The organism is Corynebacterium sp. NPDC060344, from assembly GCF_042725215.1.
Lineage (GTDB): Bacteria > Actinomycetota > Actinomycetes > Mycobacteriales > Mycobacteriaceae > Corynebacterium.
In genome coordinates, this window is sequence record NZ_JBHXCS010000006.1 from 165,884 (window position 1) to 192,502 (window position 26,619).

Annotated in this window: 19 protein-coding genes and 1 tRNA gene; 5 read left to right on the forward strand and 15 right to left on the reverse strand. The window is 69.2% G+C overall.

Annotation, left to right across the window (positions count from 1 at the left end; translation table 11 throughout):
• Positions 1 to 134 precede the first annotated feature (134 nt).
• Both ACFWGD_RS09035 and ACFWGD_RS09040 read left to right on the forward strand, forming a co-directional pair.
• A complete protein-coding gene (locus ACFWGD_RS09035) occupies positions 135 to 1,040 on the forward strand; it encodes a 3-methyladenine DNA glycosylase (RefSeq protein ID WP_377778324.1) in 906 nt (301 codons plus the stop codon).
• 54 nt (positions 1,041 to 1,094) lie between these two features.
• Positions 1,095 to 2,909 (forward strand): vWA domain-containing protein, encoded by a 1,815-nt coding sequence (locus tag ACFWGD_RS09040; protein WP_377778325.1) that lies wholly within the window; start codon positions 1,095 to 1,097, stop codon positions 2,907 to 2,909.
• A gap of 525 nt (positions 2,910 to 3,434) precedes the next feature.
• Here ACFWGD_RS09040 and ACFWGD_RS09045 read toward each other — a convergent pair.
• The 5 genes from ACFWGD_RS09045 to secA2 all read right to left on the reverse strand — a co-directional run bounded on the left by ACFWGD_RS09045 (position 3,435) and on the right by secA2 (position 8,461).
• Positions 3,435 to 4,013: a MerR family transcriptional regulator gene (locus tag ACFWGD_RS09045; RefSeq protein WP_377778326.1), complete on the reverse strand. Its 579-nt coding sequence runs from the start codon at positions 4,011 to 4,013 to the stop codon at positions 3,435 to 3,437.
• 297 nt (positions 4,014 to 4,310) lie between these two features.
• Positions 4,311 to 4,865 (reverse strand): bifunctional nuclease family protein, encoded by a 555-nt coding sequence (locus tag ACFWGD_RS09050; RefSeq protein WP_377778327.1) that lies wholly within the window; start codon positions 4,863 to 4,865, stop codon positions 4,311 to 4,313.
• Positions 4,866 to 4,879: 14 nt separating this feature from the next.
• The gene (locus ACFWGD_RS09055) at positions 4,880 to 5,629 is read right to left on the reverse strand and encodes a MerR family transcriptional regulator (protein ID WP_377778328.1); all 750 of its coding nucleotides are present in this window, start codon (positions 5,627 to 5,629) and stop codon (positions 4,880 to 4,882) included.
• A gap of 21 nt (positions 5,630 to 5,650) precedes the next feature.
• Positions 5,651 to 6,079, reverse strand: coding sequence for an oxoglutarate dehydrogenase inhibitor Odhl (gene odhI / locus ACFWGD_RS09060; protein ID WP_377778329.1), 429 nt, complete (start codon positions 6,077 to 6,079; stop codon positions 5,651 to 5,653).
• A gap of 105 nt (positions 6,080 to 6,184) precedes the next feature.
• Positions 6,185 to 8,461, reverse strand: coding sequence for an accessory Sec system translocase SecA2 (gene secA2 / locus ACFWGD_RS09065; RefSeq protein WP_377778330.1), 2,277 nt, complete (start codon positions 8,459 to 8,461; stop codon positions 6,185 to 6,187).
• A 123-nt stretch (positions 8,462 to 8,584) separates the two neighbouring features.
• Here secA2 and rraA point away from each other — a divergent pair, with 123 nt between their 5' ends.
• From rraA to ACFWGD_RS09080, 3 genes are read left to right on the forward strand one after another with little or no spacing between them, the layout of a single operon-like run.
• Positions 8,585 to 9,091: a ribonuclease E activity regulator RraA gene (rraA, locus tag ACFWGD_RS09070; protein WP_377778331.1), complete on the forward strand. Its 507-nt coding sequence runs from the start codon at positions 8,585 to 8,587 to the stop codon at positions 9,089 to 9,091.
• 2 nt (positions 9,092 to 9,093) lie between these two features.
• Complete coding sequence (locus tag ACFWGD_RS09075) at positions 9,094 to 9,504, forward strand: VOC family protein (protein WP_377778332.1); 411 nt, start codon at positions 9,094 to 9,096, stop codon at positions 9,502 to 9,504.
• A 7-nt stretch (positions 9,505 to 9,511) separates the two neighbouring features.
• On the forward strand, positions 9,512 to 10,204 hold the full coding sequence (locus ACFWGD_RS09080) for a glycoside hydrolase family 25 protein (RefSeq protein WP_377778367.1): 693 nt from the start codon (positions 9,512 to 9,514) through the stop codon (positions 10,202 to 10,204).
• 46 nt (positions 10,205 to 10,250) lie between these two features.
• On the opposite strand, the gene ACFWGD_RS09085 is transcribed toward ACFWGD_RS09080, so the two are convergent.
• The 10 genes from ACFWGD_RS09085 to ACFWGD_RS09130 all read right to left on the reverse strand — a co-directional run bounded on the left by ACFWGD_RS09085 (position 10,251) and on the right by ACFWGD_RS09130 (position 26,536).
• A complete protein-coding gene (locus ACFWGD_RS09085) occupies positions 10,251 to 10,826 on the reverse strand; it encodes a TIGR03086 family protein (protein ID WP_377778333.1) in 576 nt (191 codons plus the stop codon).
• A 143-nt stretch (positions 10,827 to 10,969) separates the two neighbouring features.
• Positions 10,970 to 13,231 carry an LPXTG cell wall anchor domain-containing protein gene (locus tag ACFWGD_RS09090; protein WP_377778334.1) on the reverse strand — a complete coding sequence of 754 codons (2,262 nt, stop codon included), beginning with the start codon at positions 13,229 to 13,231 and terminating at the stop codon, positions 10,970 to 10,972.
• A 311-nt stretch (positions 13,232 to 13,542) separates the two neighbouring features.
• The gene (locus ACFWGD_RS09095; protein WP_377778336.1) at positions 13,543 to 15,828 is read right to left on the reverse strand and encodes an LPXTG cell wall anchor domain-containing protein; all 2,286 of its coding nucleotides are present in this window, start codon (positions 15,826 to 15,828) and stop codon (positions 13,543 to 13,545) included.
• 227 nt (positions 15,829 to 16,055) lie between these two features.
• A tRNA-Pro gene (locus ACFWGD_RS09100) sits at positions 16,056 to 16,132 on the reverse strand.
• Between the two features lie 54 nt (positions 16,133 to 16,186).
• Positions 16,187 to 18,988 carry a DEAD/DEAH box helicase gene (locus ACFWGD_RS09105; RefSeq protein WP_377778337.1) on the reverse strand — a complete coding sequence of 934 codons (2,802 nt, stop codon included), beginning with the start codon at positions 18,986 to 18,988 and terminating at the stop codon, positions 16,187 to 16,189.
• 85 nt (positions 18,989 to 19,073) lie between these two features.
• On the reverse strand, positions 19,074 to 20,057 hold the full coding sequence (locus ACFWGD_RS09110; RefSeq protein ID WP_377778338.1) for a PASTA domain-containing protein: 984 nt from the start codon (positions 20,055 to 20,057) through the stop codon (positions 19,074 to 19,076).
• A gap of 973 nt (positions 20,058 to 21,030) precedes the next feature.
• Positions 21,031 to 23,358 (reverse strand): bifunctional cytidylate kinase/GTPase Der, encoded by a 2,328-nt coding sequence (gene der / locus ACFWGD_RS09115; RefSeq protein ID WP_377778368.1) that lies wholly within the window; start codon positions 23,356 to 23,358, stop codon positions 21,031 to 21,033.
• 92 nt (positions 23,359 to 23,450) lie between these two features.
• Positions 23,451 to 24,344 (reverse strand): pseudouridine synthase, encoded by an 894-nt coding sequence (locus tag ACFWGD_RS09120; protein WP_377778339.1) that lies wholly within the window; start codon positions 24,342 to 24,344, stop codon positions 23,451 to 23,453.
• A 165-nt stretch (positions 24,345 to 24,509) separates the two neighbouring features.
• Positions 24,510 to 25,307, reverse strand: a complete 798-nt coding sequence (bioD, locus tag ACFWGD_RS09125; protein WP_377778340.1) for an ATP-dependent dethiobiotin synthetase BioD — start codon at positions 25,305 to 25,307, stop codon at positions 24,510 to 24,512.
• Entirely contained in the window at positions 25,304 to 26,536 is a 1,233-nt protein-coding gene (locus ACFWGD_RS09130; RefSeq protein WP_377778369.1) for an adenosylmethionine--8-amino-7-oxononanoate transaminase, read from the reverse strand. Before ACFWGD_RS09130 ends, bioD begins: the two co-directional genes overlap by 4 nt.
• Between the last annotated feature and the right edge of the window lie 83 nt (positions 26,537 to 26,619).

Consider the following 26,619-nt stretch of genomic DNA (forward strand, 5'->3'; position numbering starts at 1 on the left):
AAGGCCGGGGCGAAGGCGCCCGCAAAGGCCCAGCCGACCAAGACCCAGCCGCCGAAGGCCCAGCCTCCGAAGAATGCGCCAATGAAGACCGTGCCCGCGAATAACCCGCCGAAGTCCGGCGGCGCCCACGGCGCATGACGGACAGCGACCACCGGGAGAAGTCCGCCGGCGAGACGATCCTGCCCCTCGACGAGTGGCTGGCCCGCGCCGAGGACCACGCCCGCCGCGCCGACGAGCTGTGCGCCGATCACCTCGACCGCCGCTCGCGCGGCCTCAAGCACCCGGTGTGGGACTTCCTCTTCGAGTACTACCCCGTCCGCCCCGGCACGCTGCGCCGGTGGTCGCCGGGCCTCGGCGTGGCATTGGCCGGCGCCTATGATCCCCGCGCCGCCGAGCACGTCTCCCACCTGCGCGACTTCTTCGTCGGAGCCGATGGCGTCGCCCGCCTCGACCGCGCCGCCCACGCCGGCCGCCGCGGCGAGGCCATCTCCTACATCGCCGACCTGCTGGCCGGCACGCTGGCCAACGACGCCCACTTCGACTGCTTCGGCCTCCACGAATGGGCGATGGTCTACCGGGCCGACGAGACCCGACACGCCGTGCCCCTGAGGTTGGGGCAAAGGGGGACGGACGAGGTCGTCGTCACGCATCGCGTCCGATGCACGCACTACGACGCCTACCGGTTCTTCACGCCCGACGCCGTGCCGCTCAACGACAACCGCCCGACCCGCGCCACGCAGCCCGCTTGCGAGCAGGCCGGCTGCCTCCACGCGAACATGGACCTGTACAAATGGGCGACCAAGCTCGGGCCGCTCGTGCCCGGTGAGCTGTGGCTCGACGCGTTCGAACTCGCCCGCGACGTGCGGCGGCTGGACATGGAAGCCTCGCCGTACGACCTCGCCGACCATGGTTTCGAGCCGGTGCGCATAGAAACGGCGGAGGGCAAGGCGGAGTACGTCGCCAGGCAACGGGCCCTGGCCGACGAAGCCGCGCCGATTCGCGCGGAGTTGCTCCGTTTGGCGAGGTCCTTTCAGGGTTAAAGTGGGCTGCGAACGCTCGACAGCAGTCACCCATCCATGAGGAGCTGAGCATCCGTGGGCAGGCATTCCGACGGCAAGCCGAACTACCGCGTGGCCAAGGCGCCGCTGATCCTGCTGCTGGTGGCGATTCTCGTCGGCGCGATGATCATCGCCTGGTTCGCACTGCGGGCCACCGAACGCGGCGAGGCCGAGGCCGGCGGCAACTGCACCAAGGGCGACCTGACGCTCGTGGTCGGCGCCGATCCCGCCGTCGCCGGCGCGGTGCGCGAGCAGGCCGCGAAGTGGGGCGACACCAACCCCGTCGTCCGCGATTATTGCGTCCGCCCGCAGGTCACCGTCGCCGGATCGCAGCAGGTCCTCGACCAAATCCGTGTGCATGGCGGCGATGGTGCTGGCGCGGATGGCGCTGGCGCGGAAGGTGCGGCCGGCGGCGGCGTGAAGCCGGTCCTTCCCGCAGTGTGGGTACCCGCCGATGATTACTTCGTCGATCGCGCGCGCGAGGCCGGCGTCGTCGGCGTCGATGGCGAGTCCGCGCGGTTCGCCCCCGAGCCCGTCGGGCTGACGGTGGCCTCGGACCGTGCCGCCGATGTCGAGGGCAAGATCTGGGAGGACATCGCGGGTGCCGATGCCGACCTCGTCGTCGCCACCCCGGGCGGCCCCGACGCCGTCGTGTCGTCGGTGGTCACCGCCCGGCTTGCGCCGAACTCGGGTGCGCCGGAGCTTCTCGACGCCTCCGAGCGGCGCCTGTCCGCCGGTGGCCGCCTCGCCTCCGAGGCGCTGCTCGGTCAGCTGGCGAAGGGAACGGCCGAAGGCTACGGAGCGGTCGGTGCCACGCAGGCGATGGTCGACAACGCCGCCAACGCAGGGGCCGAGGGCCTGAGCTTCATCTCCCCCGATGGCTCGCCGTCGTTGTCCGCGCCGATGATCGCCTTCACCTCCGGCGGACCGATCGACGAGAACTACGCGCGTGCCGCCGCCGAGTTCGTCGAGTTCGCCCGCGAGGACGGCGGAGTCGACGCCGACGCTCCCGACGAGGGCGCGGCATCCCCGCTCGACGGACTGGCCGGGGAGATCCTGCCCGAGATCGCCGCACGCGATACCGATCCGACCGCCGGCGCGGGGTTGCCCGGTGGTGCCGACGAGGATGCGGCCGGTGGTCCTGATGGTGGCGGAGACGGCGACGGCTCCGGCGACGCGCGCGGCGATGGTGCCGACGATCGCGGAGGCGCCGGCGATGACGCCGCGGCCACCGAGCCAGCGGGCTCCACTCTCCTGCTGCTCGACACGTCCGAGGGCATGGACCTCGGCGCCGTCCGCGGGGCATTGGGCCCGCTGCTCGATCGCGCAATCGACGGCGAGGGCCGACGAGTGGCGCTGTGGAACTATTCCTCCCCCATGTCGGAGGGCGTGACCAGCCCCGTTCGCCCGAACGTCCAATTCGGCGCGGGTGCGAAGGATCGTTCCGCCGCCATTCTCGGGCAGTTGGGCACGGGCGGTGAGCCGTGGCTGTGGCGGTCGGTGGGACCGGCCGTCGACTACGCCGCCGAGGCCTGGTCGCCGGGCGTGCCGAACCGGGTCGTGCTGGTCACGTCGGGTTCCGATGCCTCCAACGACGACGCCCGCGCCGCCGTCGAGCGCATCACCGCCGCCGCCACGACGGACCGGCCGGTGCGGGTCGACGTGGTCGTCGTCGGCACCGGCAATGGCAACGGCGATAACGCGAACGGCGACGCCGCCAACAGCGACGGTGCCAACCGCGACGACGCCACCTACGCCGAGCTGGAGAAGTTGGCCACGGCCACGGGCGGTTCGATCCGTTCCGCCGGCGCCAACCTGTCCGCCGCCCTGGTTCGCGCGATGGGCCTCTGACCCTCCGAGCCTCTGAGCCCCCTGAGCCTTCGAGGCCAGTCCAGGTACCTCGCCATCGCGCCCAACCCGTCTGAGGGCCCTGTGGCGCATCCGTCGATCGGCGCAGGTCAGCGCGCCGCAATCTCGGCAACATGATGGGGACTGCCCCATGAATTCAACTTCATCCCGTACGGCGCCCTGAATCGGCACACGCACGGGATGAAGTTGAAGAATCGGGCCCCGGAAAATTCAATCCCATCCCGTGCGTGTCCAACTTTTTCGTCGCCCACGGGATGAAATTGAATTCTCGGGCTCTCCGAGCACTGCGGCACCGGGCCACAGTCGTCATCGGACCCCCGGGCCACGGTTCTCATCGAAATCCGGACCGTCGCTCGCAACGGCCCCAGGCCACCGGCATCATCGGACCTTGGGCGGAAACGCGACAACGCCCCGCGGGGAGATGCGGGGCGTTGTGCAAAAGTGGGCGGGCTTTCACCCGATGCGGCGATGGCCGCGGTGTTACCCGATCCGGCGCTGGCCGCGGTGTTACCCGATGCGGCGCTGGCGGCGGGCGGCGAGCTCGTCGACGGGCGCTTCGACCGGGGTGCCGTCGACGCGCTCGGAGGGGAAGCTGGCAATGGAGCCGGCGAGCTCCTTCATGATGCCCGGCACCGCAATGCCGAACACGCCCTGCCCACCGTTGAGCAGGTCGATGACCTCCTCATTCGAACGGCACTGGTACACGGTGCGGCCGTCGGACACCAGCGTGATCGTCGCCAGGTCATCGACGCCGAGGTCGCGGAGCTTGTCCACGGCCAGGCGGATGTTCTGCAGCGAGATGCCGGTGTCGAGCAGGCCGCGCACGATCTTCAGCACGAGAATGTCGCGGAAGGAGTACAGGCGCTGCGAGCCGGAGCCGTGCGCGTTGCGGATCGTCGGCTCGACCAGGCCGGTGCGCGCCCAGTAGTCGAGCTGGCGGTAGGTGATGCCGGCGGCCTGGCAGGCGATGGGCACGCGGTAGCCCACTTCCTCGTCCGGGCCCATGTCGAACAGCGACTCCTGCACGCCCGCGTCGGTGGCGGCGTGCTCGGAGTCCTGGCGATCATCGCTGCGATCGTCGACCATGTTCGTGTTCTCCCCTGGTAGTTCCACTGTTGTCGTTCATCTTTCGCCAAGGGTAGGGCACTGTCAACAGCATTTCGGCAGACACGCCGCATGTCTAAACCTAAAGTTCAGGTTCAGAGTTTTGGAATTACAAAACTGCAGTTCAGCGGAGTGCTTCTCTCCTCGACTTGGCCTTTTCCGACTCAAGTCAAGGGTCAGGCTTCGGGGGTGATCGGGGGTGCCACACCCGCCACTCGAGTCACATCCAGTCACATGAGTAACGGGCCGAGCATCTCGCTCGGCCCGTTTCAGGCTGCTTTACGACGGCTCGCCGTCTCCCCGACCGCCCCGCTCGTCGGCTTCGCCCGACTCCCCCATGAAGTCGGCGGCATCGATCTCGTCGAGGAACCGGGCGAACTCCTCCACCGACTCCTCTTCCTCGTCGCCGCCGTCGGCGGGGTCGTCGAAAAGCGCACCCGCGGGCACCGACGTGGAGTCGAGGATCTCCCGCGCGAACAGAAGCGGGGCCTCCGCGATCTCGCACACGGCGATCGCGTCCGATACCCGGCAATCCACGCGGCCACCGTCGGACAGCACGAGCGCGGCGATGAACACGCCCTCGTGGAATCCGGTCACCTCGGCGCGCTCGATCGAATTGCCCGTCGACTCCGCCATCTCCACGATGACGTCCTGCGCGCACGGGCGGTTCTGCGTCATGCCGGCCTCGCGCGCGGCGAGGTACGCGGCCTCCGCCGGACCGATCCACACCGGAATCACCCGGCCGCTGCCCGGCCAAGCCAGCAGCAGCACCGGGTGATCCTCCGGCTCGTGGACCAAAATGCCCCGCGACTCGACCTCTACGAAATCATCCATGCAGGTAAAGCCCCTCAGCGGCCGAGATCGTCGTTGACCTGGCGCTTGAGCAGGGTGCCGTGGAAGGTCACCAGCAGCGCCGTCATCTCGCGCGCCATCTCCTCCGCCTTCTGGCGGGCGCTGTCCCCCTTCGACCGCGCCATCGGGGCGGCGGCCTGGCCGATCAAGTCGGCCTCGCGCGACGCGGCCGTGCGCACCGTCTTCATGTGGCGCGCGTCCAGCCCGAACTCCCGCAGCTTGCCGGCCGTGGTGGCCAGCGCGAGATCATCGCCGTCGAAGCAATCCATCGCATCCGGCGACAGCAGCCGGGCGCGCACCAGGCTGCCCAGGAACTCCTCGTCGATGCCGGCGCGCTCCGCCAGCTCCGCCCGCGACAACCGGACCACGCCGGATTCGCGGAACTGGTCCGGCGTCACCAACGGGGTCACCGACGCCAGCCCCTCGCCGACCGCGGCGACGTTGCCGGCGTCGATGTTGTCCAGCTGCTCCTTGATGACCTTCAGCGGCAGATAATTGTCGCGCTGGACGGTCAGGATGTAGCGGAGACGATCGACGTCGGCACGGGCGAATCGCCGGTACCCGGACTGGCTCCGGGACGGCGAAATGAGGCCCTCGGACTCGAGGAAACGGATCTTCGACACCGTGACGTCGGGGAACTCCTGCTGGAGCTCCGCGAGCACGGCGCCGATGGACATCTTCCCCGCGGAACGGGCCCGCGGGGAAGATGCTCCGGAGTCGGGGGCGGAAGCTGGGACGGCTGCCACGACGCTGGTACTTCCTGGTTTTTACTTCGGGGCGGTGAGGAAGACCAGGCGGAACTTGCCGATCTGGACCTCATCACCATTGGACAGGTCGGCCGAGTTCTTCGGCTCGCGGTTGACGTAGGTGCCGTTGAGCGATCCCACGTCGACGACCTCGAACTTGTCGCCCTCCATGCGGAACTCCGCGTGACGGCGCGAGACCGTGACGTCATCGAGGAAAATGTCGCTGTCGGGGTGGCGGCCCGACGTGGTCACCGGCTGATCGAGCAGGAAGCGCGAACCCGCGTTCGGGCCCCGCTTCACCACGAGCAGCGCCGAACCGGCGGGCAGCCCCTCGACTCCGGGCACCGCGGGATCCTGGCCGGCGCCGGACTCCATCTCCTTGAGCAGGTCGGCGCGGAAGACCGAAGTGGTCTCGACCGACGCCTCAGGCTTGCCGGTGTTGTTCGTCATTGCACATCCTCCGGATAATCGTGCGATTTCCTGTAACGCTCTAAATCATAGCCGTTGCCGCCCACCGGTGTGGGCAACTCCCCGGCCTACCGCGACCGCCGCTGCTCAGCGGAACATCGCGGCCACCGAACCCACCACCGAATCGCCGCCGGACAACGGATTGTCGTTGACCATGTACGTCCAGGTGGAGCTCGGGCGGCCCATGCCCTCGGCGTCGAGGTCCACGCCGTCAGCGGTGATGGCCACCTCGCGGAAGCTCGCCGCCGCCTTGTCGACGGCCTCCGCCGCCAGATCCTTGAACGCGGAAATGGCCGCCCGGTGGAACTCGTCGATGGGGCTTTCCTTGGCCAGCGCCCTCAGATGCACCGACTCGCGCAGGTCGTCGAGGTCGCCCAGATGCTCCGACCAGCCCATGTCCAGGTGGTGCAGGGCAATCTCGCGGGCGGCGCCGGCGGCGACGTCCTCCGGCACGCCGGCGAGGACTTCCTCGGCGCGCTCCGGCTCGCGCTCGGCCAGCTCGCGCCAGGCCAGATCCGTGGTCAGCAGGCGCTCGCGGCGGTCGTCGAGAATCGCGCGCTGATCGCCGATGAGCTTGTTGTACTTCCACGTCGTCGCGTGGATCGACAGCATCGTCGCCTCGGTGACGCGCTGGGCGCGGTCGACGTGGGCGGTGGCGCGCGTATCGCGGATCCTGCCGTCGGCCTCGGGAGTGACGGTGAGTTCCTCCCCCGCCCCGCCCTCGACGACCATGACGTCGTCGAGCGCCACGAAGAACACGCTGGAACCCGGATCGCCCTGGCGCCCCGCACGGCCGCGCAGCTGGCCGTCGAGGCGCCCCGTGCGGTGGCGGGCGACGCCGATGACGCACAGGCCGCCGAGTTCGACAACCTCGTCCCGGTCACCCTCGTCCTTGCCGCCCAGTCGAATGTCGGTGCCGCGGCCGGCCATCTGCGTGGACACGGTCACGCGGCCGGGGGCGCCGGCCTCGGCGATGACGGCGGCCTCCGCCTCGTCGTTCTTGGCGTTGAGCACCGCGGCCTCGATCCCCCGCTCGGCCAGCGCCTCGGCCAGCCGCTCCGATTCGGCGACGTCGCCGGTGCCCACCAGCACCGGGCGACGCCGGGCGTTGACCTCGACGACCTCGTCGACGACGGCGGCGAAGGCGTCCTCGTGGGTGGCGTAGATCCGGTCGGGCTCGTCGTCGCGCACGCAGGGCTCATTGGGCTCGACGACGGACACGCGCATACCGTAGAACTCGCGGAACTGATCGCCCGCGGCCACGGCCGTGCCGGTCATGCCGCACGTGATCTCGTACCGGCCCACCAGCTGCTGGATGGTCAGCGAATCGAGCACCCGCCCGCCGCCGGAGACGTCGAGGCCCTCCTTGGCCTCCACCGCCGCCTGCAACCCATCGGGCCAGCGCTGCAGATCAGCGATGCGCCCGCGGGACGAATCGACCAGCGCTACTTTCCCGTCGCGCACGATGTAATCCACGTCGCGGCGCAGCAGCTCACGGGCGTGCAGGGCGACGTTGACCTGGACGAGGGTCGTGGAGACATTGGCTTCGTCGTAAAGCGAATCGATGCCCAGCAGCCGCTCCACCCGCGACGCGCCGGTGTCGGTGAGGAACACGTTGCGGCGGCCCGCGTCGACCGTGAAGTCGTCGCCCTTGACCAGGCGGCGGACGATGTCGGTGATGGCGCCGGCCGGGGCCTCGCCCTCCGCGGAACCGGCCAGGACCAGGGGCACGAGGGCCTCGTCTACGAGCACGGAATCGGCCTCGTCGATGATGGCCACCCGCGCCGGCTGCTGGACGCGGTCGGCGACGTCGATGGCGCAGCGGTCGCGCAGGACGTCGAAGCCCAGCTCGTTGACCGCGACGAAAACGACGTCGGCGGCATAGGCGTCGCGGCGCGCGGCGGCGTCGTCGGACTCGTGGACCGACGCCGACGTCAGCCCCAGGAAGTCGAAGATCGGCCCCATCCACTCCGCGTCGCGCCGCGCGAGATAGGAGTTGACGGTCACCGAGTGCACGCGCTCGCCGCGCAGTGCGAAACCGGCGCCGGCCAGCGCACCCGACAGGGTCTTGCCCTCGCCGGTGGCCATCTGCACCACGTCGCCCTCCAGCAGCCGCAGCGCACCCTGGAGCTGGACGTCGAAGGGCCGCAGGCCGATGGCGCGCTCGGCGACCTCGCGCAGGCACGCCAGCAGCTCGGTCGCGTCATCGCGGTTGTCGCGGGCGCGGGCGACGAGGTCGGCGTCGGACAGGTCCTTCAGCTCCGGCGCCAACTCCGCCGACCGCGCCACCAGCGACACGCTGCGCTTCTGGTCGCGGCTCTGCTTCCCGCCGAGGGCCTTCCAGAACCAACCCATACCCGCCACGTGCGCCTCCGTCCGGCCGTTTGCGCCCGCACGCGGCCGTGGCCGGTGCGGGTCCTTACGACGATCCAGCCTAACGCACCCCATGATCCGCGCGGTCTGGCAATGTTGGGGCGAGACACCCTCATGACCATTGACGAGAAACCGGAGGCCACCATGGGCGACGCCCAGTTCATCCCCACCGCCGACCTGGTCGACGAGATCGGCTCGCACGTGCGAAGCTGCGACACCCAGTTCCGCGACTTCGGCGGGGCCCGCGAGTTCTGCGGCCGCATTTCCACGGTGCGCTGCTTCCAGGACAACGCGCTGCTCAAGGCGGTGCTGTCGGAGGAGTCCGACGGCGGCGTGCTGGTCATCGACGGCTCCGGCTCCCTGCACACGGCGCTGGTCGGCGACGTCATCGCGGCGCTGGGCCGCGACCACGGCTGGTCGGGCGTCATCGTCCACGGCGCGGTGCGCGATTCGAAGCTCATCGGCGAGATGGAGTTCGGCTGCAAGGCGCTGGGCACCAACCCCCGCAAGTCGACCAAGACCGGCTCGGGCGAGCGCGACGTCGTGGTCAGCTTCGGCGGCGTCGACTTCGTGCCCGGCGACATGGTCTACGCGGACTCCGACGGGATCGTGGTGAAGTAACCATGCGCATCGTCTTCACCAGCATTTTCGTCCCCGACCAGGACGCCGCCCGCCAGTTTTACGTCGATGTCCTGGGCTTCCGCCTCAAGCACGACATCCCCATGGGCGGCGCGTCGTGGCTGACGGTCGTCTCCCCCGAGGATCCGGACGGCCCGGAGATCGTCCTGGAGCCCGACGGCCATCCCGCGGTCGGCCCGTATAAGAAGGCCCTCTACGACGACGGCATCCCCATGAACACTTTCGAGGTCGCCGACGTCCGGGCCGAGCACGAGCGCCTCGCCGCGGCGGGCGTCGCGTTCACGGTCGAGCCGCAGGAGCTTCCCGACGGCATGGTCCGCGCCGTGTTCGACGACGGCTTCGGCAATCTCCTGCAGATCCACCAGGTCGCGCCCGACACGGATTCCGCGGCGTAGGTGCGCCATCGGCTCCGCCACAAACTCCGGCCCCGTAACGGGCGTCGACGTCAGCGAGTGGCAGGACGGCCTGCCGTTGTCCGCGGCGGCCGCAGCAGGCCACCGCTTCGCCATCGTGCGCGCCTGCGACGGCACGTACGCCGATCCGGTTTTCGCTTCGCACGTCGCCGACACCCGCGCGTCCGGGCTGGCCGTCGGCGCGTATTGGTACGTGCGCCATCCCCTGGAGGGCACGACGTTCGGGGAGCAGGCGCACGTCGTCGCAAAGCAGCTGGATGGGGTTCGGGGCCTCTCGCTTGACGACGTCCCGGCCGTCTGGCTCGACGTCGAGACCGTGCCCCATCGCCTGGGAGCCGAGGACGTCGCCGCGGCGGCGCGGGCGTTGGCGGACGAGGGCGTGCGGTGCGCCGGGATGTACACGACGCGGTCCTACTGGCGGCTGCGGAAGGCCCCGTCGTTCGGCGATGGGCCGGGCCAGGTGCCCGGGGGCCTGTGGCTCGCGCAGTGGCCCGGCGGCGGGGATGCGGGATACCCGGGTGATGACCACCGTGCATGGCGGCCATTCCGCGGGAAAACCCCCGACCTGTGGCAATTCACTGATCGGGGGCGGGTGGCGGGCTTTGACGTCGACGTCAACGCTTTTCGCGGCGACGACGACGAGCTGGCCCTCCTGTTGGCGGGCGCACCGCCGGAGAGGTGACGCCGCCGGTTGGGTGACGCGGCCGGCGGGGTGACGCGGCCGGAAACTAGCTGGTGGCCGACGCCAGGTTGGGGGCCGACCACTGCGGGTCGCGGCCGACGAAGGCCATGAGCTTTTCCACGGCGTCGTCGGAATCGGTCTCCACCGCCGGGCCGAAGTGGCCGGAGGCGCGGAGGTTCTCCTCCATCGCGGCCATGCCCTCGTGGACCTGCGCGGCGTAGGAGGCGGAGGGGTGGATCTCGATGTCCGCGGCCTTCGCCAGGTCCCACGTGTGCATGAAGATGTCGGCCGTGTACATGCGGTCGATGGCCTCGTCGAGGCGCATGCCGGCGAAGCCGCCGGACTCGATGGTCCGCTCCGCGAGCTCGCGGTCGTCGAGGATGGCCTGCACCTCGACGGTGCGCAGGCGCCAGCGCTCGGCCAGGCCGCGCGAAGGGATGTCCTTCAGCTCGGGGCCGCCCCACGACTGCAGGAGCGACGGGAACCACGTGAGCAGGTGCTCCACGATGTCGCCGGCGACCCACTCGGGAACCGGGGTGGGCGCGTCCCACTTGGTGACGCGGTCGGCGACGGCGGAGAAGTCGCGCGCGACCTTCTCGTGGCGGGTGGAAATCTGGGTCATCTGTACCTCCTGGGATCGCCGGTGCGGCGGGGTGCCGCGGCAGGCGGCGAGTGGATGGTTGTGAAGAATAGCGCTAAGGATAGCGATTTCTGCAAGCTTTACCGAAACGCCCGATCCGTCACGCGCCGGGGCACCCCGAACACCTACCTCCCGTTCCTGCGGCGACGCCAGGTGATCAACGCCATGCCCGCGGCAATCGCAGCTCCGGCAAGTGCGACCAGGCCTGCGATTTCCACGCCGGTCACCGGCAGCCTCGACCCACCCGACGGTGGCTTGGACTGGCCGGCACCACCCGGCGCCGTCGACTTCACGGTCGTCTTCACGGTCGGCTTGCCATCAGCGCCCGTCGTGGTGGTCTTCACCGTCGTCTTGCCATCCGGACCCGTCGTCGTAGTCTGCACCGTCGTCTTGCCGTCCGGCCCCGTCGTCGTGGTCACCACACCACCCGGGGTCTCCGGCTCCGACGTCGACGGCTCACTGGACCCCGACGGCTCCGACGAGGGCTCGCTGGTACCCGACGGCTCACGGGTCGCGGAAGGCTCGCTCGTTCCCGACGGCTCGCTGGTTTCAGAAGGATCTGTGCTTTGCGACGGCTCGCTGGTTTCCGACGGCTCGCTCGTCTCCGACGATTCACCCGGCGTCTCATCGGCGGTACACACCAACGGCACGGCCGCTTGGTCGCACGCATCCCCGGACGACCACGGGAGTCCATCGAGGGAACCGCGCATGGGAATGTCATTCAGGAACGGGGACCCGATGATCCTGTTTTGCGGGCCCACCGCGTTTTGTTGCTGACCCGGGAACCGGTCGTTGTAGTCCGACGGCAGAATCGTCGACGTCAACGAGTCGTAATCGTCGGGGTTCTGCGTATCGCGGGTCACCATGCATCGGTCATTGCCGAACACGCCCCGCCTATATTCGCGCGACAAGTCGACACCGCCATCGAGCATCGACTGCGGCAATTCCGGCACCTGAAGAGTGCCCCGCACGACTCCATCGGTGACCAACGGCGTCGTGTTTTCCGTCGTGCCGCCGGCGCCCCACTCGTAATCGAGCAAACTCTGGCACTGCCAGTTCAAGTCATTTTCCCACCGCGTGCAGGACTGGGCCGCATACACCTGGGCGGGGAGGAAATTGCCCGCTCCATCGGGCGCTTCCTGCCCCTCGAGATCACCCTCCTCGCCCTTGGGCACCGTGATGTCGAACGTCACCTGCTCGGCCGGGGCGTAGTAGTCGACCACCCAATAGTTGCTTTCGCCGTTGTCGCCGGCGGGCGATTCCGACACCTCGTAGACCAACGAATCCTCATCGATCTCCGGCACCTCCCACACTCCGGGGGTCGTACCCGCAGTCGACACTTCCCGTGCCGGGATCGACCTCTGATCGGTGGGCAGGACCATTCCGCCATAGAGCGCTCCCTGCAGGTCCACCCCGATGCTGCCGTCGTACGGCTCCCCAGTGATCTCGGACATCAGGCGGTACATCTCGACGACATCGCCCTCCAGATCGACCTGGGCCTCCTGGCCCGCGGGCAGCACCGGTTCTCCCGCGAACTGTTCGGGATTGATGGTCGTGACGTACACCGCACGGTCGAGGTTCGTGGTCACCCCGGGCTCCAGGTACGTCATCTCCCGCGGCTGCGCGGTGTTTTCCACCGACGCCGGCACCGGCTGGTAGTAGAGCGTCACCACTCCGGATTCGTCCTTGGTGGCATTGAGGTAGCGCACGAGTCGGCCGTCGGCATCGCGCAGCGCCTCGCCGGTCCCGTAGTCCCGATCGGGGAGCTCAGGGTCATGACCGAGAAGGACGTCACCATAGACTTCCCATCGCTGACCGCCGAAGCCTTCCATTTCCGGAACCGTGATCCCATAGTCGCCCCGAATTCCCGGCAGGAGCAGACTGTCGGGACGAGCCTCGGCATACCTGGCAATAAACTCCTCTTGCGCGGCTTGCCGGTCGTCGTCGGAAAGCCCATCGAGATAATTCGAGTAGGCGTTGGCGACCCTGTTCTCGGCATACCTGGATTCCCGGTTCCGATAGTCGGTGTCACGGAGCTGAACATTGCTGATCTCCGGCTTTCCGACGGGAATGCCCGTCTCACCGGCAACCTTCGGGATGACGATCCGGTGGGTGGTCATCATTTCCATGGGTGCACTGGCCGACTCCAAACCACGGGTGCTCACGCTCCACTTGGCCAGCCCCTCACCCGGTTCACATTCGCGGCCGACGATGTCCACGTATCCCGGCCCACCGACGGGGACTTCGAGCAATGACCCCAGAATCGTCGCGAGAATCGCCCACACGCCCTCCGTCACCGCAGGGCTGTCCTGGGCCTCCGCTTCCTGTACGGGCGCCGCGAACATTGCCATCGCCGTGATCGCCACAACGGCAATAGATCGTTTCATGGTTTTCAACGTCCCACTCCCCTTCCAGGAAGCCGATCAATTCGCCCGAAACATGTCCGGGCATTTGCCCCCAACTTTATTTCATGTCGCCCGCAAAACAACGAAGCTACCCCGAATGTGCCATGACGCCCTACCCCTGGACTCCGCCCCAGCAATTGGGGGCTTGTGAACGGGGATATTGAATCTCCGGAATTGCGAACTATCCCCGCACATGAAAACGGGGTCCGCAGAACAATTCTGCGGACCCCGAGTCGAGGAGCGGTTCGGTCACCACCCAGTCAACAACTCACCGAATGCATCGAGCCGAACCACTACCTACCGTTATTGCGGCGACGCCAGGTGATCAACGCCATGCCCGCGGCAATCGCAGCTCCAGCCAAAGCCACCAGGCCGGCGATTTCGACGCCCGTCACCGGCAGCCTCGATCCGCCCGACGGCGGTTTGGCCTGGCCGGCGCCACCCGGCGCCGTCGACTTCACGGTCGTCTTCACGGTCGGCTTGCCATCGGCGCCCGTCGTGGTGGTTTTGACCGTCGTCTTGCCGTCCGGCCCCGTCGTCGTGGTCACCACACCACCAGGAACCTCCGGCTCCGATGTCGACGGCTCACTGGACCCCGACGGCTCCGACGAGGGCTCGCTGGTACCCGACGGCTCACTGGTCTTCGACGGCTCGCTGGTCGCGGAGGGCTCGCTGGTTCCCGACGGCTCGCTTGTTTCGGAGGGCTCACTGGTTTCAGAAGGATCGGTGCTTTCCGACGGCTCGCTGGTCTCGGACGGCTCGCTCGTCTCCGAGGACTCGCCCGGAGTCTCATCGGCGCGGCACACCAACGGCACCGCCGCCTGGTCACACGCGTCACCGGAGATGAACGGCGGACCATCGTTGACGCCCTCCATTTCGATCTCCCGAGTGAAGGGGTCTTCCCGCAGCGGATCCGTGGGCGACACGAGATTCACCTGCTGGCCCGGGAACCGTTCGTTGTAATCGGACGGAAGCACCGTCGACGCCAGCGAACCGTAATCCTCGGGGTTCTCCGTATCGCGCGTCACCGCGCACTGCGGATTGCCGAACACCCCTCGCTGGTATTCCCGGTACGGGTCCGCGCCGGCATCGATGAGCGATTGCGGGAGTTCCGGCACCTCGAGCGAACCCCGGACCACACCATCGGTGAGGACATCCGGATCTCCCTCGAACGGAGCACCTCGCCCCCAGCCGTAATCCAGGAGGGAAATGCACGTCCAATCCAGTTCGCCATCGAATCGCGTGCACGACTCGGAAACGTATACCTGCGCGGGCAGGAAATTCCCCGACCCTTCGACCGCCTCGGCGTCATCGATCTCCCCGTCTTCGCCCTTGGGCACGGTGATGTCGAAGCTCACCTGCTCCGGAGGTGCCGCGTAGTCGACGACCCAGTAATTGCTATTTCCCTCTGCATCGGGTTCCGATTCCGTCACCTTGTACCGGAAGGCCCCGTCCTGCCCGGTACCGGACAGAATGTCATCGGTTTCCACGGCCTCCAGTGGGGTCTGCGCGAACGGCAGGACGAGACCGCCGTAAACCGAGGCATTGATGTCCGTGGTCAGCGGCCCGTCGAAAGACTGCCCAATCATTTGCGCCATCACCTGGTACATGGCCAAGTGATCGGCGGCCAGATCCGCATCAACGGGAGAGCCGGCCGGCAATACCTGCAGGGAATCGAATTCGTCGGCCGGAATGACGGTCTTGTAGATCACTCGATCCAGATTGGTGGTCTGCCCGGCATTCATCATCGGATTCACGTCCGGTCCGTCCCAATTGTGCTGCCCGGAGTCGAGCAACGACTGCGGGACCGGCTGGTAGAAGACCTCGACGCTGCCGTCGGGCATCTCCATGGCATTGAGGAACCTGGCAACCCGACCATCGGCGTCGCGCAGCACCTCGACATTAGGATCGGTGGGTTCGATGGAATCGAACTCGCCGGTCAACGTCTTTCCGTACAACAGCACGCCCCGCTGATCCCAGCTCTTTCCGCCGAATCCGTCCATTGCCGGAACACCTTGATCGGCGACGATGCCCGCGGCTTCGCCATGCGGAAACGACATGCTGTCGGGACGAGCCTCGGCATAGGCGGTGGCGAAGTCGGCGAGGAACTGCTCCTGCTCCTCGGGGGTCAGCGCATTGAAGTAGTCCTGCGCTGCTGCCTGGAGCCTGATTTCGGGATGCACGGACGCCGCGCCATCCTCCATGTTCCACGTGTTCGCGCGCCACTGCACATTGTCGATCACGGGCTTGCCGACGGGAATGCCAGTCTCCCCCGCCATCTTGGGAATGACGATCCTATTCATGGTCATGTGCTGGAACGGCAATGTATCCGAATGCAGACCACGGGAACTGACGCTCCACTTGGCCAGGCCTTCATCCGGATCGCATTCGCGTCCGACTATGTCGACGTACCCGGCTCCACCGATGAAATCCAACTCGCCGAGGAACATCAATGCGATCGCCGCGCTACCAAGCGTCGTCGTACCACCCTGGGCATGGGCCGGCGGGGGCGCCGGACTCGCAATCACCAATGCCGCCGCGGCAATGGCGGCGGCGATGCCCTTTAGTCGTGCCTTCATGTTTCCGGCTCCCACTGTCTCGATATCATCGGCAATTCACCGAACTGCGACTTTCGATATCGAGATTAGTCTTTGCATACGCAATGCAGCAACGGCTAATGCGTAAAATCTGCACACGTATACAATTGTGCATTACATTATCCAGCAATTTGTAACGAAAACGAGAAAACCCGGTGGAGAAGTACTCTCCACCGGGCTACGGATGTGACGAACCGCACTCGAAAAACTGGTCGGACTGACAGGATTTGAACCTGCGACCCCCTCACCCCCAGTGAGGTGCGCTACCAAGCTGCGCCACAGTCCGCCGCTGCCGTGCAACGGCAACTGCCACAGATTACAACATTGTCGGCATCACGGACTAATCCGCAGGTCGGGGCGCGTCCTCGGCCCCCTCGGGCAAGCCTCCGGCCCCGGCTCCGCTCCCATCGTGCACGACTCCAGGCTCGACCCCAAGCTCCCCTCCGGTCTCCGCCCCAGACCCACTTCCGGCCAAGCGCTCGCGCTCCGCCGCGATGATCTCGCGGGCGAGTTCCGCCTCGGACACGTCGTACGCCTCCGGCGCGGCCTCGGCGGTGGTGGATACGCGCACGAGGTCGTCGAAAAGCTGCTTTTTCCTGGCGAGGATCTCCAGGATCCGGGCGTCGACGGAGTCCTCGAGCAACAGCCTGTGCACCTGCACGGACTCCAGCTGGCCCATGCGGTGCGCACGGGCGATCGCCTGCCACTCGGTCGTCGGCTTGAGCTGCGGCTCGCAAATGACCACCACCGACGCCGCCTGGATGTTCAGACCCACGCCGCCGGCGACGATCTGCGACACGAGCACCGCACCACCCTCGGCGGCCGAAAACTCGTCGACGAGCTCCTGGCGCCGCGCCGCCGGCACGTCCCCGGTCAGCGGGCCCACCGCGACGTCACCGAGCGCCGCCATCACCGCGTCAAGCACCGCGCGGAAGTGGGAGAACACGATCACGCGGCGGCCATTGCCGCGGGCCTCCTCCGCGATGTCGACCAGGCGCTCCATCTTCGCCGACGCCCCGCCCGCGGCATACGCGGCCCGGCGCATGGCCATGAAATTGCCCTCGCCCACGGCCGCGCGATACGCCGCATCGTCGGCGTCGGTGGCCTCGACCCAATCGTCGACCTCCACGAGCTCCGGCAGCTCATCGAGCACGTCGGCCTGATTGCGCCGCAAGTACACCGGCGCCACGAGCTCGCGGAACTCCGCCGGCGCCACCTCGGCATCGCCGTCGAGCAGATCGGGGCGCAGGTAGCGCACCAGCGCCCGAAACTCGTCGATCCGGTTCTCCAGCGCCGTGCCCGTGAGCAGGATCGCGCCATCGACCTGCTCGATGACCCCGGCCAGCAGCTGCGACCGCTTGGCGCCCGGGTTCTTGATGTAATGCGCCTCATCGACGATCACGCACGCCAGCCCCGGGCACGCCAGCACCCGATCGCGCACCGTGCCCAGCGTCCCGTACGTGGTCACGGCGACGCCACCCCGGGTCAGCCACTCGTCGAGCGCCAGGTCACGCGCCTGGCCATGCAGGCGGTGCGCCTCCAGCCGCGACTTCGACTCGACCTCGCGCACCCAGTTCGACACCACCGCCGCCGGGCACACCACCAGGAAATGCGTCCGCTCGTGCGCGTGCAGATGCGTCAGCGCCGCCAGCGCCTCGATCGTCTTGCCCAGGCCCATCTCGTCGCCGATGAGCACCTTCTGCTGCACCAGCGCGAACCGCGCCGCGAAATCCTGGTACCCGCGCAGCGACGCCTTCAAATGCCGCGTGTCCAGGTCGATCCCGCGTATCGCCGCGATGATCTCCTCGGGCAGGTCGCCGTGCACGCGGTCGCCTTCGTCGGGAAGCAGCCCCAACTGCGCCGCCAGCGCCTGGTAGTCGGCGGGGCGCGCCCGGAAATCCCGCCACAGCTCCTCGCCCGACGCCCCGGCCGGCGCGCCACCGTCGGTTGCGCCCGCAGAATCAAAGAGCTTTCCGACGGCCCCCTGCACAGCCTCCGCCAGCCCCAGCACCCCGGCGACGGCCGCGCGGAACTCCGGGATCCCCCGGCCGGACGTCGGGAAAACGACGGCGTCGCCGACGCCGGGGCCCATCACCGGCGCCAGCGAGGCCAGCGCCACGGCCGCCGCCGAACCATCGGGGCCGCGCAACGGGCCGCGGGCGATCTCCCACCGGCGCAGGTGGCGCAGCACCTCCGTGGCCTCGGGCGTCTGCGCCGCCGGGTCGAGGTGCACCGGCTGGTCGTCCATCGTCTGCTGCCGCAGCGTCTGCGCGGCGCCGAGCAGCTTTCGGGCCGAATCCGCCCCGATGCCGGGCACGTCGGCCAGCGACGCACCCGCCGCGAGCACCGCCCCAACGGTCCGCAGCCCCGCGTCCTCGATCGGCGCGATGCGCAGCCGGTCCCGCGTGACGTCGCGCAGCGCCTCCACGCCGAGCCCCGCTAGGAGCTCATCGGTGGCCTTCCCCCGCAGCCTCTCCCCCGCCGCAATCGCCGCGACGCGGGTGGTGCGCTCCGTCTCCAGAGCGCCGGACAACGCCGACAGCGCCCCCGGCAAGGCGGCGATGTCCGCGCCGGAGACCAATTCGGGAGCGCCGAAGCCGGGCGGCAGGCCGTCGGCAAGCAAGCCCATCACCCCGACGTCCGGGTACATCAGATCCGTGGGCACCAACTGCGGGGCCGCGCTGGTCGCCTCCACCTCGAGGCGCTGCAGCAGTGCCGGCAGGTCGCGGCGGCGCGCGCGATCGACGACATCGCCGAGATACGACACCGCCCGATCCGCATTCGCGCGGGCATCGGGGCGCGAGAAAAACCGCCGCCAGCCCTCCGCCGCCCACGTCTCCCGCACGGCCGTCGCCGCCGGGCCCGCGAGCTCGTCGACGAGCTTCGCTTCCTCCGCGCCGATGCCCGTCAGCCAGCGGTGGCGCACGATCTCCCCGGCACGAAGCAGGGCCGCGGCATCGACGGGCAGCACCCGCCACGCGACGTCACCGTCGACCTTGACCGGCACCGTCCGCCCCGACAGCTCCGCCGCCGCCTGGCCCGCCGTCGCGGCGATCCGCCCCCGCCCATCGAGCACCCGTTGCGCCTGCCCCGACCAACGGCGGATGAGGTCGATCGACTCGCGTGCGGCGGGAGCATTCATGCCGCCGACTTTATCCCCTGCCGCGGATCGGGCCGGGCGGGATTGGACGGTGGCGGCCCCAGCGACCGGGAACCGGCCGGGCCACCTACTCCAGCGTGACGGTGATCGCCTGATCCGTCGTCGTGGCCGTGCCCGCCGGCGGATCGATGGTCGCGACGGTGGCCGTCAGCGACGACAGCGCATTCGTCGCATTCCCGTTGGCGTCGAGGATGGTGATGTCGCCGAAACCGGCGCGTCGCAAAGCAAGCTCGACCTCCGCCGGCGACTTGCCCACCGCCTCGGGGACGGTCGCCTCGGCGACCTCGCCGCCGCCGAGGCCCGGGATCACCGGCGGGGTCTCGCGGAGGCTGTTGACCTCGTCTCGCAGGCGGTCGAGCTCATCGCGCACCGGGTCGGAGGTCTCCGTCGGCGGCTCCGAGGTCTCGCTTGCCGACGTCACGGTCTCCGACGTCGACGGCTCCGGCGGCGGCGTCGTCCCCGTGGGATCGGTGCCCTCGTCATCGCCGGAGAGGAAGCGGAACATCAGCGCGACCAAGATGACGATCGCGATGATCGCCGTCACCGCCACGATCGTCGCGCCCTTGCCGAAACCGCCCTTGCGGCCGCCGTCATCGCGAGCGTCGCGGTCGTCGTAGCGGTCGTCGTAGCGCGGGTCGCGGTCGGCGTAGTCGTCGCGGCGGGCGCGGTCGTCGTAGCGGGCGTCGTACCCTCCGCGACCGGCGGCACGCGGATCGCCCGCGGCACCGGCGTCGCGCTGGTCGCGCGGGTCCAGGCCCCGTTCCTCCGGGGTCAGCGGCGCCCAGTACTGGCCGGAACCATCGGCCCGGGTGCCGTCGCCGGCCCCGGCTCCTCGTCCGCCGCCGAAGTCGGCGTCCGGGTCGTATCCGCCGCGGCCCGCGCCACCACGGCCGGCGCCCGCCGCACCCGCCGCACCGCCAGCTGCGCCGCCGAAAAACTCGGTCTGCTGGTCATCGCGGCTATCCCACGCGCGCCGCGTTGGCTCGTCGCGGCCGATGAACTCGGTGCGGTCGTCGTCGAAGGGATCTCGGCCGTGGCGGTTGCCGGACATGCTCGTCGCCTCCTGGTCATGCGGGGCGCCGGTCGCGCCCCGTCGGTCTTGGCCCCACAATGCACGCACCGTGGGCCGAAGTGCAATTGACCGTCGCCGTTTCCGGCGCCCGAAATCGGCGACTTCCCAGATCGCCCGCTGCGGGCCGAACGCGCCTCCATCGAGGGTCGGGCCTGGATTCGAGCCCAGCGCTTCTACGGGCCGTCTGCGGACTTTTCCCGCTTCCGCATCCGGTTTCCATCCTGTGCGCGTCGGTTTCCACCTTGTCCACGCCGGCTTCGGAGGTCCCCTGACGCCCGCGATGTCCCGATTTGGGCGACCGAACCCGAAAATCACGGAAAACGGGACACCCGCGGCGTCCCCGACCTGCTGCTTTACGATGCCCCACCGTCCCGTTTTGGGCGACCTCCACAACGTTGGGGCGGATGGTGCTCGTGGGGTGGCCGATGGCGCCTACGCGGTGACCGGTGATGGCTGCTCTGTGCCGGATGGAGCGTGCAGGGTGATGGCCGGGGCCCGCGCCGTACCGGATGGTGCCACGCGATCGCTGAGGCCCGACTATCTTTGCTCCGCCGTCACACCAGCCCCAAATTTTCTGCGCGCGTTCATTTCGTAGGGCCGCCCCCCACCGGCGACCTGGCCTTTTGGCCGCCGAATTCCTACGAAATGAACGCGATCCAGAAATTTGGGGCCCGTGGGGTGCATGTGACTGGCGATCGCTGGTGGAATGGCGCTCGCGCGAGGAGGTGGTCAGCGCCGACGGCAGCCGGCAAGAGGGTCGGTCTGGAGAAAGGGGTGTGGGCGGGCCGTCGTGAAGCAAGCGGAAACGCGAAACGCGGGGAACGAGCCAATGCCCGCTCCCCGCGCTCCTTCTTCCCGCGCTATTGCCCCGGCACCAACACGATCGCCGGCATCAGCGCCCGCGCCATCGCCGGCGCGATCGCAAACGCCACCGCAATCGGCGCCCGGGACCCTACTTCCGCTTGCGCTTTTCGCGCACGCGCACGGCGATGCGCACGGGCGAGCCCTCGAAACCGAACTCCTCGCGGAGGCGGCGTTCCAGGAAGCGGCGGTAACCGTGCTCGAGGAAACCGGTCGTGAACAGCACGATCACCGGCGGACGCGTCGACGCCTGCGTCGCGAACAGCACGCGCGGCAGGCGGCCACCGCGCATGGGCGGCGGGACTTCCTGGAGCACGGTGCGCAGCCACGTGTTCAGGCGGCCGGTGGAAATGCGGCGATCCCACGAATCCAGCGCCTCGAGCATCGCCGGCTCCAGGCGCTGCAGCGCGCGGCCGGTCTTGGCGGAAATGTTGATGCGCCGCGCCCACGGCACGTGCGACAGTTGCAGGTCGATCTCCCGCTCGAGCAGGTCGCGGCGATCCTCGTCCATGAGGTCCCACTTGTTGTAGGCCACCACGAGCGCGCGGCCGGAGTCGAGGATCATGCGCAGCACGCGCTGGTCCTGCTCGGCGATCGGCTCGGAGGAGTCGACGAGGAAGATGACCACCTCGGAGTTGTCGATCGCCGACCGCGTGCGCAGCGAGGCGTAGAACTCGTGGCCCTGCGCCTGCTTGGTCTTCTTGCGGATGCCGGCGGTGTCCACGAACCGCCACACGGCGCCATCGAGCTGCACCAGCGAGTCGACGGGGTCGACGGTGGTGCCGGCGACGTCGGAGACCACGGCGCGGTCCTCGCCGGAGATCTTGTTCAGCAGGGAGGACTTGCCCACGTTGGGCTTGCCGACGATCGCGACGCGGCGCGGACCCTGCGGCTGCGCCTTGGCGCGCGGGACCTCGGGGAACGACCGGACGACCTCGTCCATGACATCGGCGTTGCCGCGGCCGTGGAGCGCGGAGGTCGGGTGCGGCTCGCCGAGGCCCAGCGACCAGAATTCGGCGACGTCGCCGAGCTGGGCGTCGGACTCGAACTTGTTGGCCGTCAGGATGACGGGCTGCTCGGCGCGCTGCAGGCGGCGGGCCATCATCTCGTCGGTGGCGGTGACGCCGACGGTGGTGTCGACGACCATGATGATCACGTCAGCGGTGTCCATCGCCGCCTCGGCCTGCCGCGCGATCGACGCGTTGAGGCCCTTGGCGTCGGGGTCCCAGCCGCCGGTGTCCTGCACCCAGAACCTGCGCCCGGCCCAGTCGCCGAGGTAGCTGATGCGGTCGCGGGTGACTCCGGGGAAGTCTTCCACGACTGCTTCACGACGGCCGATGAACCGGTTGACCATCGTGGACTTGCCGACGTTCGGGCGGCCCACGATGGCGACGGTCGGCAGCGCCTCATCCTCTTCGGAGGCACCGCCGAGGACGGAGAACGCCTCTTCGAGGTCGTGCCAGTCCTCGTCGTCTTCGCCGAGCTCGCCGGCTTCGGCGCGGGCGATGGCGTCGGCGATGATGGTCTCGTGGTCGGCGATGGCGCGGTCGAGGCCGGCCTCCGGGTCCTCGTGCGTGCCCTCGCCGGTGGCCTGGACGAATTCGGTGGCGGCGGCGTCTGAGTCGTCAGCGTCGTTGCCGTCATCGGCGCCGACACCATCGTGACCCTCGTTGCCGGCGGTAAAGCCGTCGAAGTCCGCGCCGTTCAGCGGGTCGCCGTCGACGGAGCCGGGGTAGCCGGCCTCGACGACGTCGAGGATGTGGTCGATGACCTCCTCGACGTCCATCTCGGAGGTGTCCAGCACGACGGCGTCGTCGGCCGGGCGCAGCGGCGAGGTCTTGCGCGAGCTGTCCAGCTCGTCGCGGCGCACGACGTCGGCGAGCACCTCGTCGAAGTCGGCCTCGCGGCCGGCGGCGATGTCCTGGTCGTAGCGGCGACGGGCGCGGACCTCGGCGGCGGCGGTCATGAAGACCTTCGCCGGGACGTCCGGCAGCACCACGGTGCCGATGTCGCGGCCCTCGACCACGCAGCGGCCGGCGTCGGCGGCCAGGCGGCGCTGCAGGTCGACGAGGTTCTCGCGCACCGCGGGGATCGCGGAAACGGCCGAGACGTTGCGGGTGACCTCGGCGCCGCGGATCTCGCCGGAGACGTCCTCGCCGTCGAGGAGCACCTCCGTCGAGCGAGGGTCGTCGCTGACGGCCAGCGGCAGATCGGCGGTCGCCGCGACGACGGCGTCCTCGTCGGCCGGGTCGATGTTCTGGCGCAGCACCCACAGGGTGGCCACGCGGTACATCGCGCCGGTGTCCAGGTACTTCGCGCCGAGATGCTCGGCGACGGCGCGGGACACCGTCGACTTGCCGGTGCCCGACGGGCCGTCGATGGCCAGCAGCAGGGCCTCGGCGGCGGTGGAATCGTTCATGGTGCGCCCGTCCTCGTTCGCGGTGGTGTTCGCGGTGGAATCCGCGGTGGTGTTCGCGGTGGTGTTGGTGTCGGTGTTGTCGTGTCCGGCCACTACAGCCCCACCGCCTTGTACAGCGAGGCCAGCTCGGAGCGGTTGAGCGCGCGCAGCGCACCCGGGGTCTGCTCGCCCAGCTGGACGGTGTGGATCTTCGTGCGCACCAGGCGCTCGACCGGGTACTCCAGCTCCTTGAGCATGCGGCGCACGATGTGCTTGCGCCCCTCGTGGAGCTCCACGCGGACGATGGAGCGGCCCTGCCACACGTCGATGATCTGGGCGAAGTCGGCCTTGGCGGGGCCGTCGTCAAGCTCGATGCCCTCGGTGAGATTGCGGATCAGCTTGTTGTCCGCCTCGCCCTTGACCGTGGCCAGGTACGTCTTGGTCACGTTGTAGCTGGGGTGCATCAGGCGGTTGGCCAGCTCGCCGTCGTTGGTCAGCAGCAGCAGGCCCTCGGTGGCCGCGTCGAGGCGGCCGACGTGGAACAGGCGCTGGCCGGAGGAGACCTTCTCGCCGATGATGTCGCCGACGCAGGGGCGGCCCTGGTCGTCGCTCATGGTGCACTGCACGCCGCGCGGCTTGTTCAGCACGAAGTACTGCATGTCCTCGTTGACCACCACGCGCGAACCGTCGACGCGGATGACCGCGGTGTTGGGGTCGACGCGCACGCCCTGGCGGGTGACGATCTTCCCGTCGACCTCCACGCGGCCCTCGTCGATGAGGTGCTCGGCCATGCGGCGCGAGGCCACGCCGGCCTGGGCCAGCACCTTCTGCAGGCGCACGCCCTCGCCATCGCCGGAATCCTTGCCGCCGCCGGGCTTGCGGTCGACGTGCTGGTGGCGGGCGGGGCGGGCCTGGGAAACGTAGTAGTCCCCGGCCTTCTTCTGCTTGTTCGCGGTGGGCCGGTTGTTCTTGTCCGGTGTGCCGTCTCGGCGAGCGGTGGGTGACACGGGCGTCCTCAATCTGTAGAGCGGTGCGGATTTCGCGTCCGGCGGATTGCCGCCGGCGTGCGTCGCGGGGTGCTGAGAAAGCAAACATCCCATCCTTCTCGTCGGTGCGACGTGGCGGATGGGACATGGTGTCGGGGCGCCCCACGGCGATGTCCGCGTGCCAGCCTACCCCACCAGGGCGGTTTCGCCCGATTCGGTGAACCAGCCCGGCGCGGCCGCGAGGAAATCCTCCCGCCGCAGCCTCCCGGCGCCCTCGGGCACGCAGCCGAGGACGGGGACACCGGTCAGGTGCGGCAGGTCCTCGAGATTCGTGGCGACGATCGCGTCCGGCTCCTCCCCGTCCCCCGGCACCGGCAGCGATCCGCCGATGAGTCCGATGACGTCCATCCCCCGCCCGCGCGCGACCTCGACGGTGAGCTCCGCGGTGTTGAGGCTGCCGAGCCCCAGCGACGTCACCACCACCGTCTTCGCGCAGGGCAGCGCCGCGGCGAGGTCGGGCAGCCCCCACTCCCGTGCCGCGCCGATTCTTTCGCCCGCTCGTGCAGCATATTCAGCGCCACCGTCAGCGCCACTCTCAGGACCACCATCTGCGCCCAGCCGCACGAGCAGCCCGCCGGCGCCTTCGACGAGCACGGTCCGCCCTGGCCCGTCGAGCGCCCGGATCCGCCGTGCCGCGTCATCGAGCCGCAGCGTCGGCATCCCGGCCCGGCGCGCGGCGGCCAGCGGCGCCATCGGCTCCGGGTAGCGTGCGAATCCGTGCAGGTCGGTCACGCCGGTCAGCCTCTCGACGTCGTCGAGGTCCCCGCCGCGCCCCAGCACTGCGCCGGTGCCGGGAAAACCGGTCTGCGCGGGCTTGACGACGACCACCTCCCTCCCACAGGAGCGCACCAGCCCCGCGATGGCGGCGGTGGCGATGGTCTTGCCCACGTCGGTGCCGGTTCCGGTGATGCACAGGATGGTCATTGGATCTCTCCCTTTGCCTCGGCGTCCACGATCGCCGCGATGGCGCGGCAAATGGCGGCGACCTCTGCGTCGTCGCAGATGTACATGGGCATGGCGTAGACGAGCTTCCCGAAGGGCCGCAGCCACACCCCGGCATCGACGCACGCCGCCGTGGCAAGGGCCATGTCGACGGGCCGGTCCATCTCCACCACGCCGATCGCCCCAAGCACGCGGACGTCGGCCACGCCGGGCCGGCCGCGCAATGGTTCGAGCCCCTGCCGCAGCCCGGATTCGATGCGCGGCACGGCGTCGCGCCAGGCGCCCACGGCGATGATGTCCAGATTCTCCGCCGCAATGGCGCAGGCCAGCGGGTTGGCCATGAACGTCGGGCCGTGCATCAATCCCCCGCCCTCGCCGCGAGAAATGGCCCCGGAGACCTCCCTGGTGGTCAGCGTCGCCGCCAGCGACAGGAATCCACCGGTCAGGGCCTTGCCCACGCACAGCACATCCGGGGTCACGCCGGCGGCCGCCGTGGCGAAGAGATCGCCGGTGCGGCCGAAGCCGGTGGCGATCTCGTCGGCGATGAGCAGCAGCCCATGGCGGTCGCAGATCCTGCGCAGCCCGGCGATCAATTCATGGTCGTGGAAACGCATGCCGCCCGCACCCTGGACGACGGGTTCTACGATGATGGCGGCGACCGAGTCGTCGATAAGCGATTCGAAGCCGGACAAATACTCGGCCCGGACCTGCCCCGACGAGCCGCGCGGCGGCGGGACGGGGGCGAAAACCTGCGGCGACCAGGCGCCGGCCCACAGGGAATGCATGCCGCCGTCGGGGTCGCAGACGCTCATGGGGGCGCGGGTGTCGCCGTGGTAGCCGCCGCGCCAGGTCATCAGCCGCGTGCGCTCCGGGTGGCCGATGGCGCGCTGGTACTGCAGTGCCATTTTGATGGCCACCTCCACCGACACCGAGCCCGAGTCGGAGAAGAACACCGCGTCGAGGGCGGGGTCGGTCATGGCCAGCAGCCTGCGGGCCAGCTCGACCGCCGGGGCGTGGGTGAGGCCCCCGAACATGACGTGGGACATCGTCGCCGCCTGGCGCTGCGCCGCCGCGACCAGCCGCGGGTGGGAATGGCCGTGGCACGCCGCCCACCAGCTGCTCATGCCGTCGATGAGCTCGCGGCCGTCGGCAAGCGTCAACCGGGTGCCCGCCGCCGACGCCACCGGCAGCGCCCGTACGGGGCTGGGCATGGGGCCGTAGGGATGCCAGACGTGGGCGGCGTCGAAATCGGCGAGGCCAGCGGGGGCGGCCGGGGCTGCGAGGCCGGCGGGGG

Excerpts from the sequence above, each read along its gene's own strand:
- ACFWGD_RS09035 (WP_377778324.1), top strand. The coding sequence starts at position 135 with ATGACGGACAGCGACCACCGGGAGAAGTCCGCCGGCGAGACGATCCTG.
- ACFWGD_RS09045 (WP_377778326.1), bottom strand. The coding sequence starts at position 4,013 with ATGGTCGACGATCGCAGCGATGATCGCCAGGACTCCGAGCACGCCGCC.
- ACFWGD_RS09050 (WP_377778327.1), bottom strand. The coding sequence starts at position 4,865 with ATGGATGATTTCGTAGAGGTCGAGTCGCGGGGCATTTTGGTCCACGAG.
- odhI (WP_377778329.1), bottom strand. The coding sequence starts at position 6,079 with ATGACGAACAACACCGGCAAGCCTGAGGCGTCGGTCGAGACCACTTCG.
- rraA (WP_377778331.1), top strand. The coding sequence starts at position 8,585 with ATGACCATTGACGAGAAACCGGAGGCCACCATGGGCGACGCCCAGTTC.
- ACFWGD_RS09075 (WP_377778332.1), top strand. The coding sequence starts at position 9,094 with ATGCGCATCGTCTTCACCAGCATTTTCGTCCCCGACCAGGACGCCGCC.
- ACFWGD_RS09085 (WP_377778333.1), bottom strand. The coding sequence starts at position 10,826 with ATGACCCAGATTTCCACCCGCCACGAGAAGGTCGCGCGCGACTTCTCC.
- ACFWGD_RS09090 (WP_377778334.1), bottom strand. The coding sequence starts at position 13,231 with ATGAAACGATCTATTGCCGTTGTGGCGATCACGGCGATGGCAATGTTC.
- ACFWGD_RS09095 (WP_377778336.1), bottom strand. The coding sequence starts at position 15,828 with ATGAAGGCACGACTAAAGGGCATCGCCGCCGCCATTGCCGCGGCGGCA.
- ACFWGD_RS09105 (WP_377778337.1), bottom strand. The coding sequence starts at position 18,988 with ATGAATGCTCCCGCCGCACGCGAGTCGATCGACCTCATCCGCCGTTGG.
- ACFWGD_RS09110 (WP_377778338.1), bottom strand. The coding sequence starts at position 20,057 with ATGTCCGGCAACCGCCACGGCCGAGATCCCTTCGACGACGACCGCACC.
- der (WP_377778368.1), bottom strand. The coding sequence starts at position 23,358 with ATGAACGATTCCACCGCCGCCGAGGCCCTGCTGCTGGCCATCGACGGC.
- bioD (WP_377778340.1), bottom strand. The coding sequence starts at position 25,307 with ATGACCATCCTGTGCATCACCGGAACCGGCACCGACGTGGGCAAGACC.
- ACFWGD_RS09130 (WP_377778369.1), bottom strand. The coding sequence starts at position 26,536 with ATGCCCAGCCCCGTACGGGCGCTGCCGGTGGCGTCGGCGGCGGGCACC.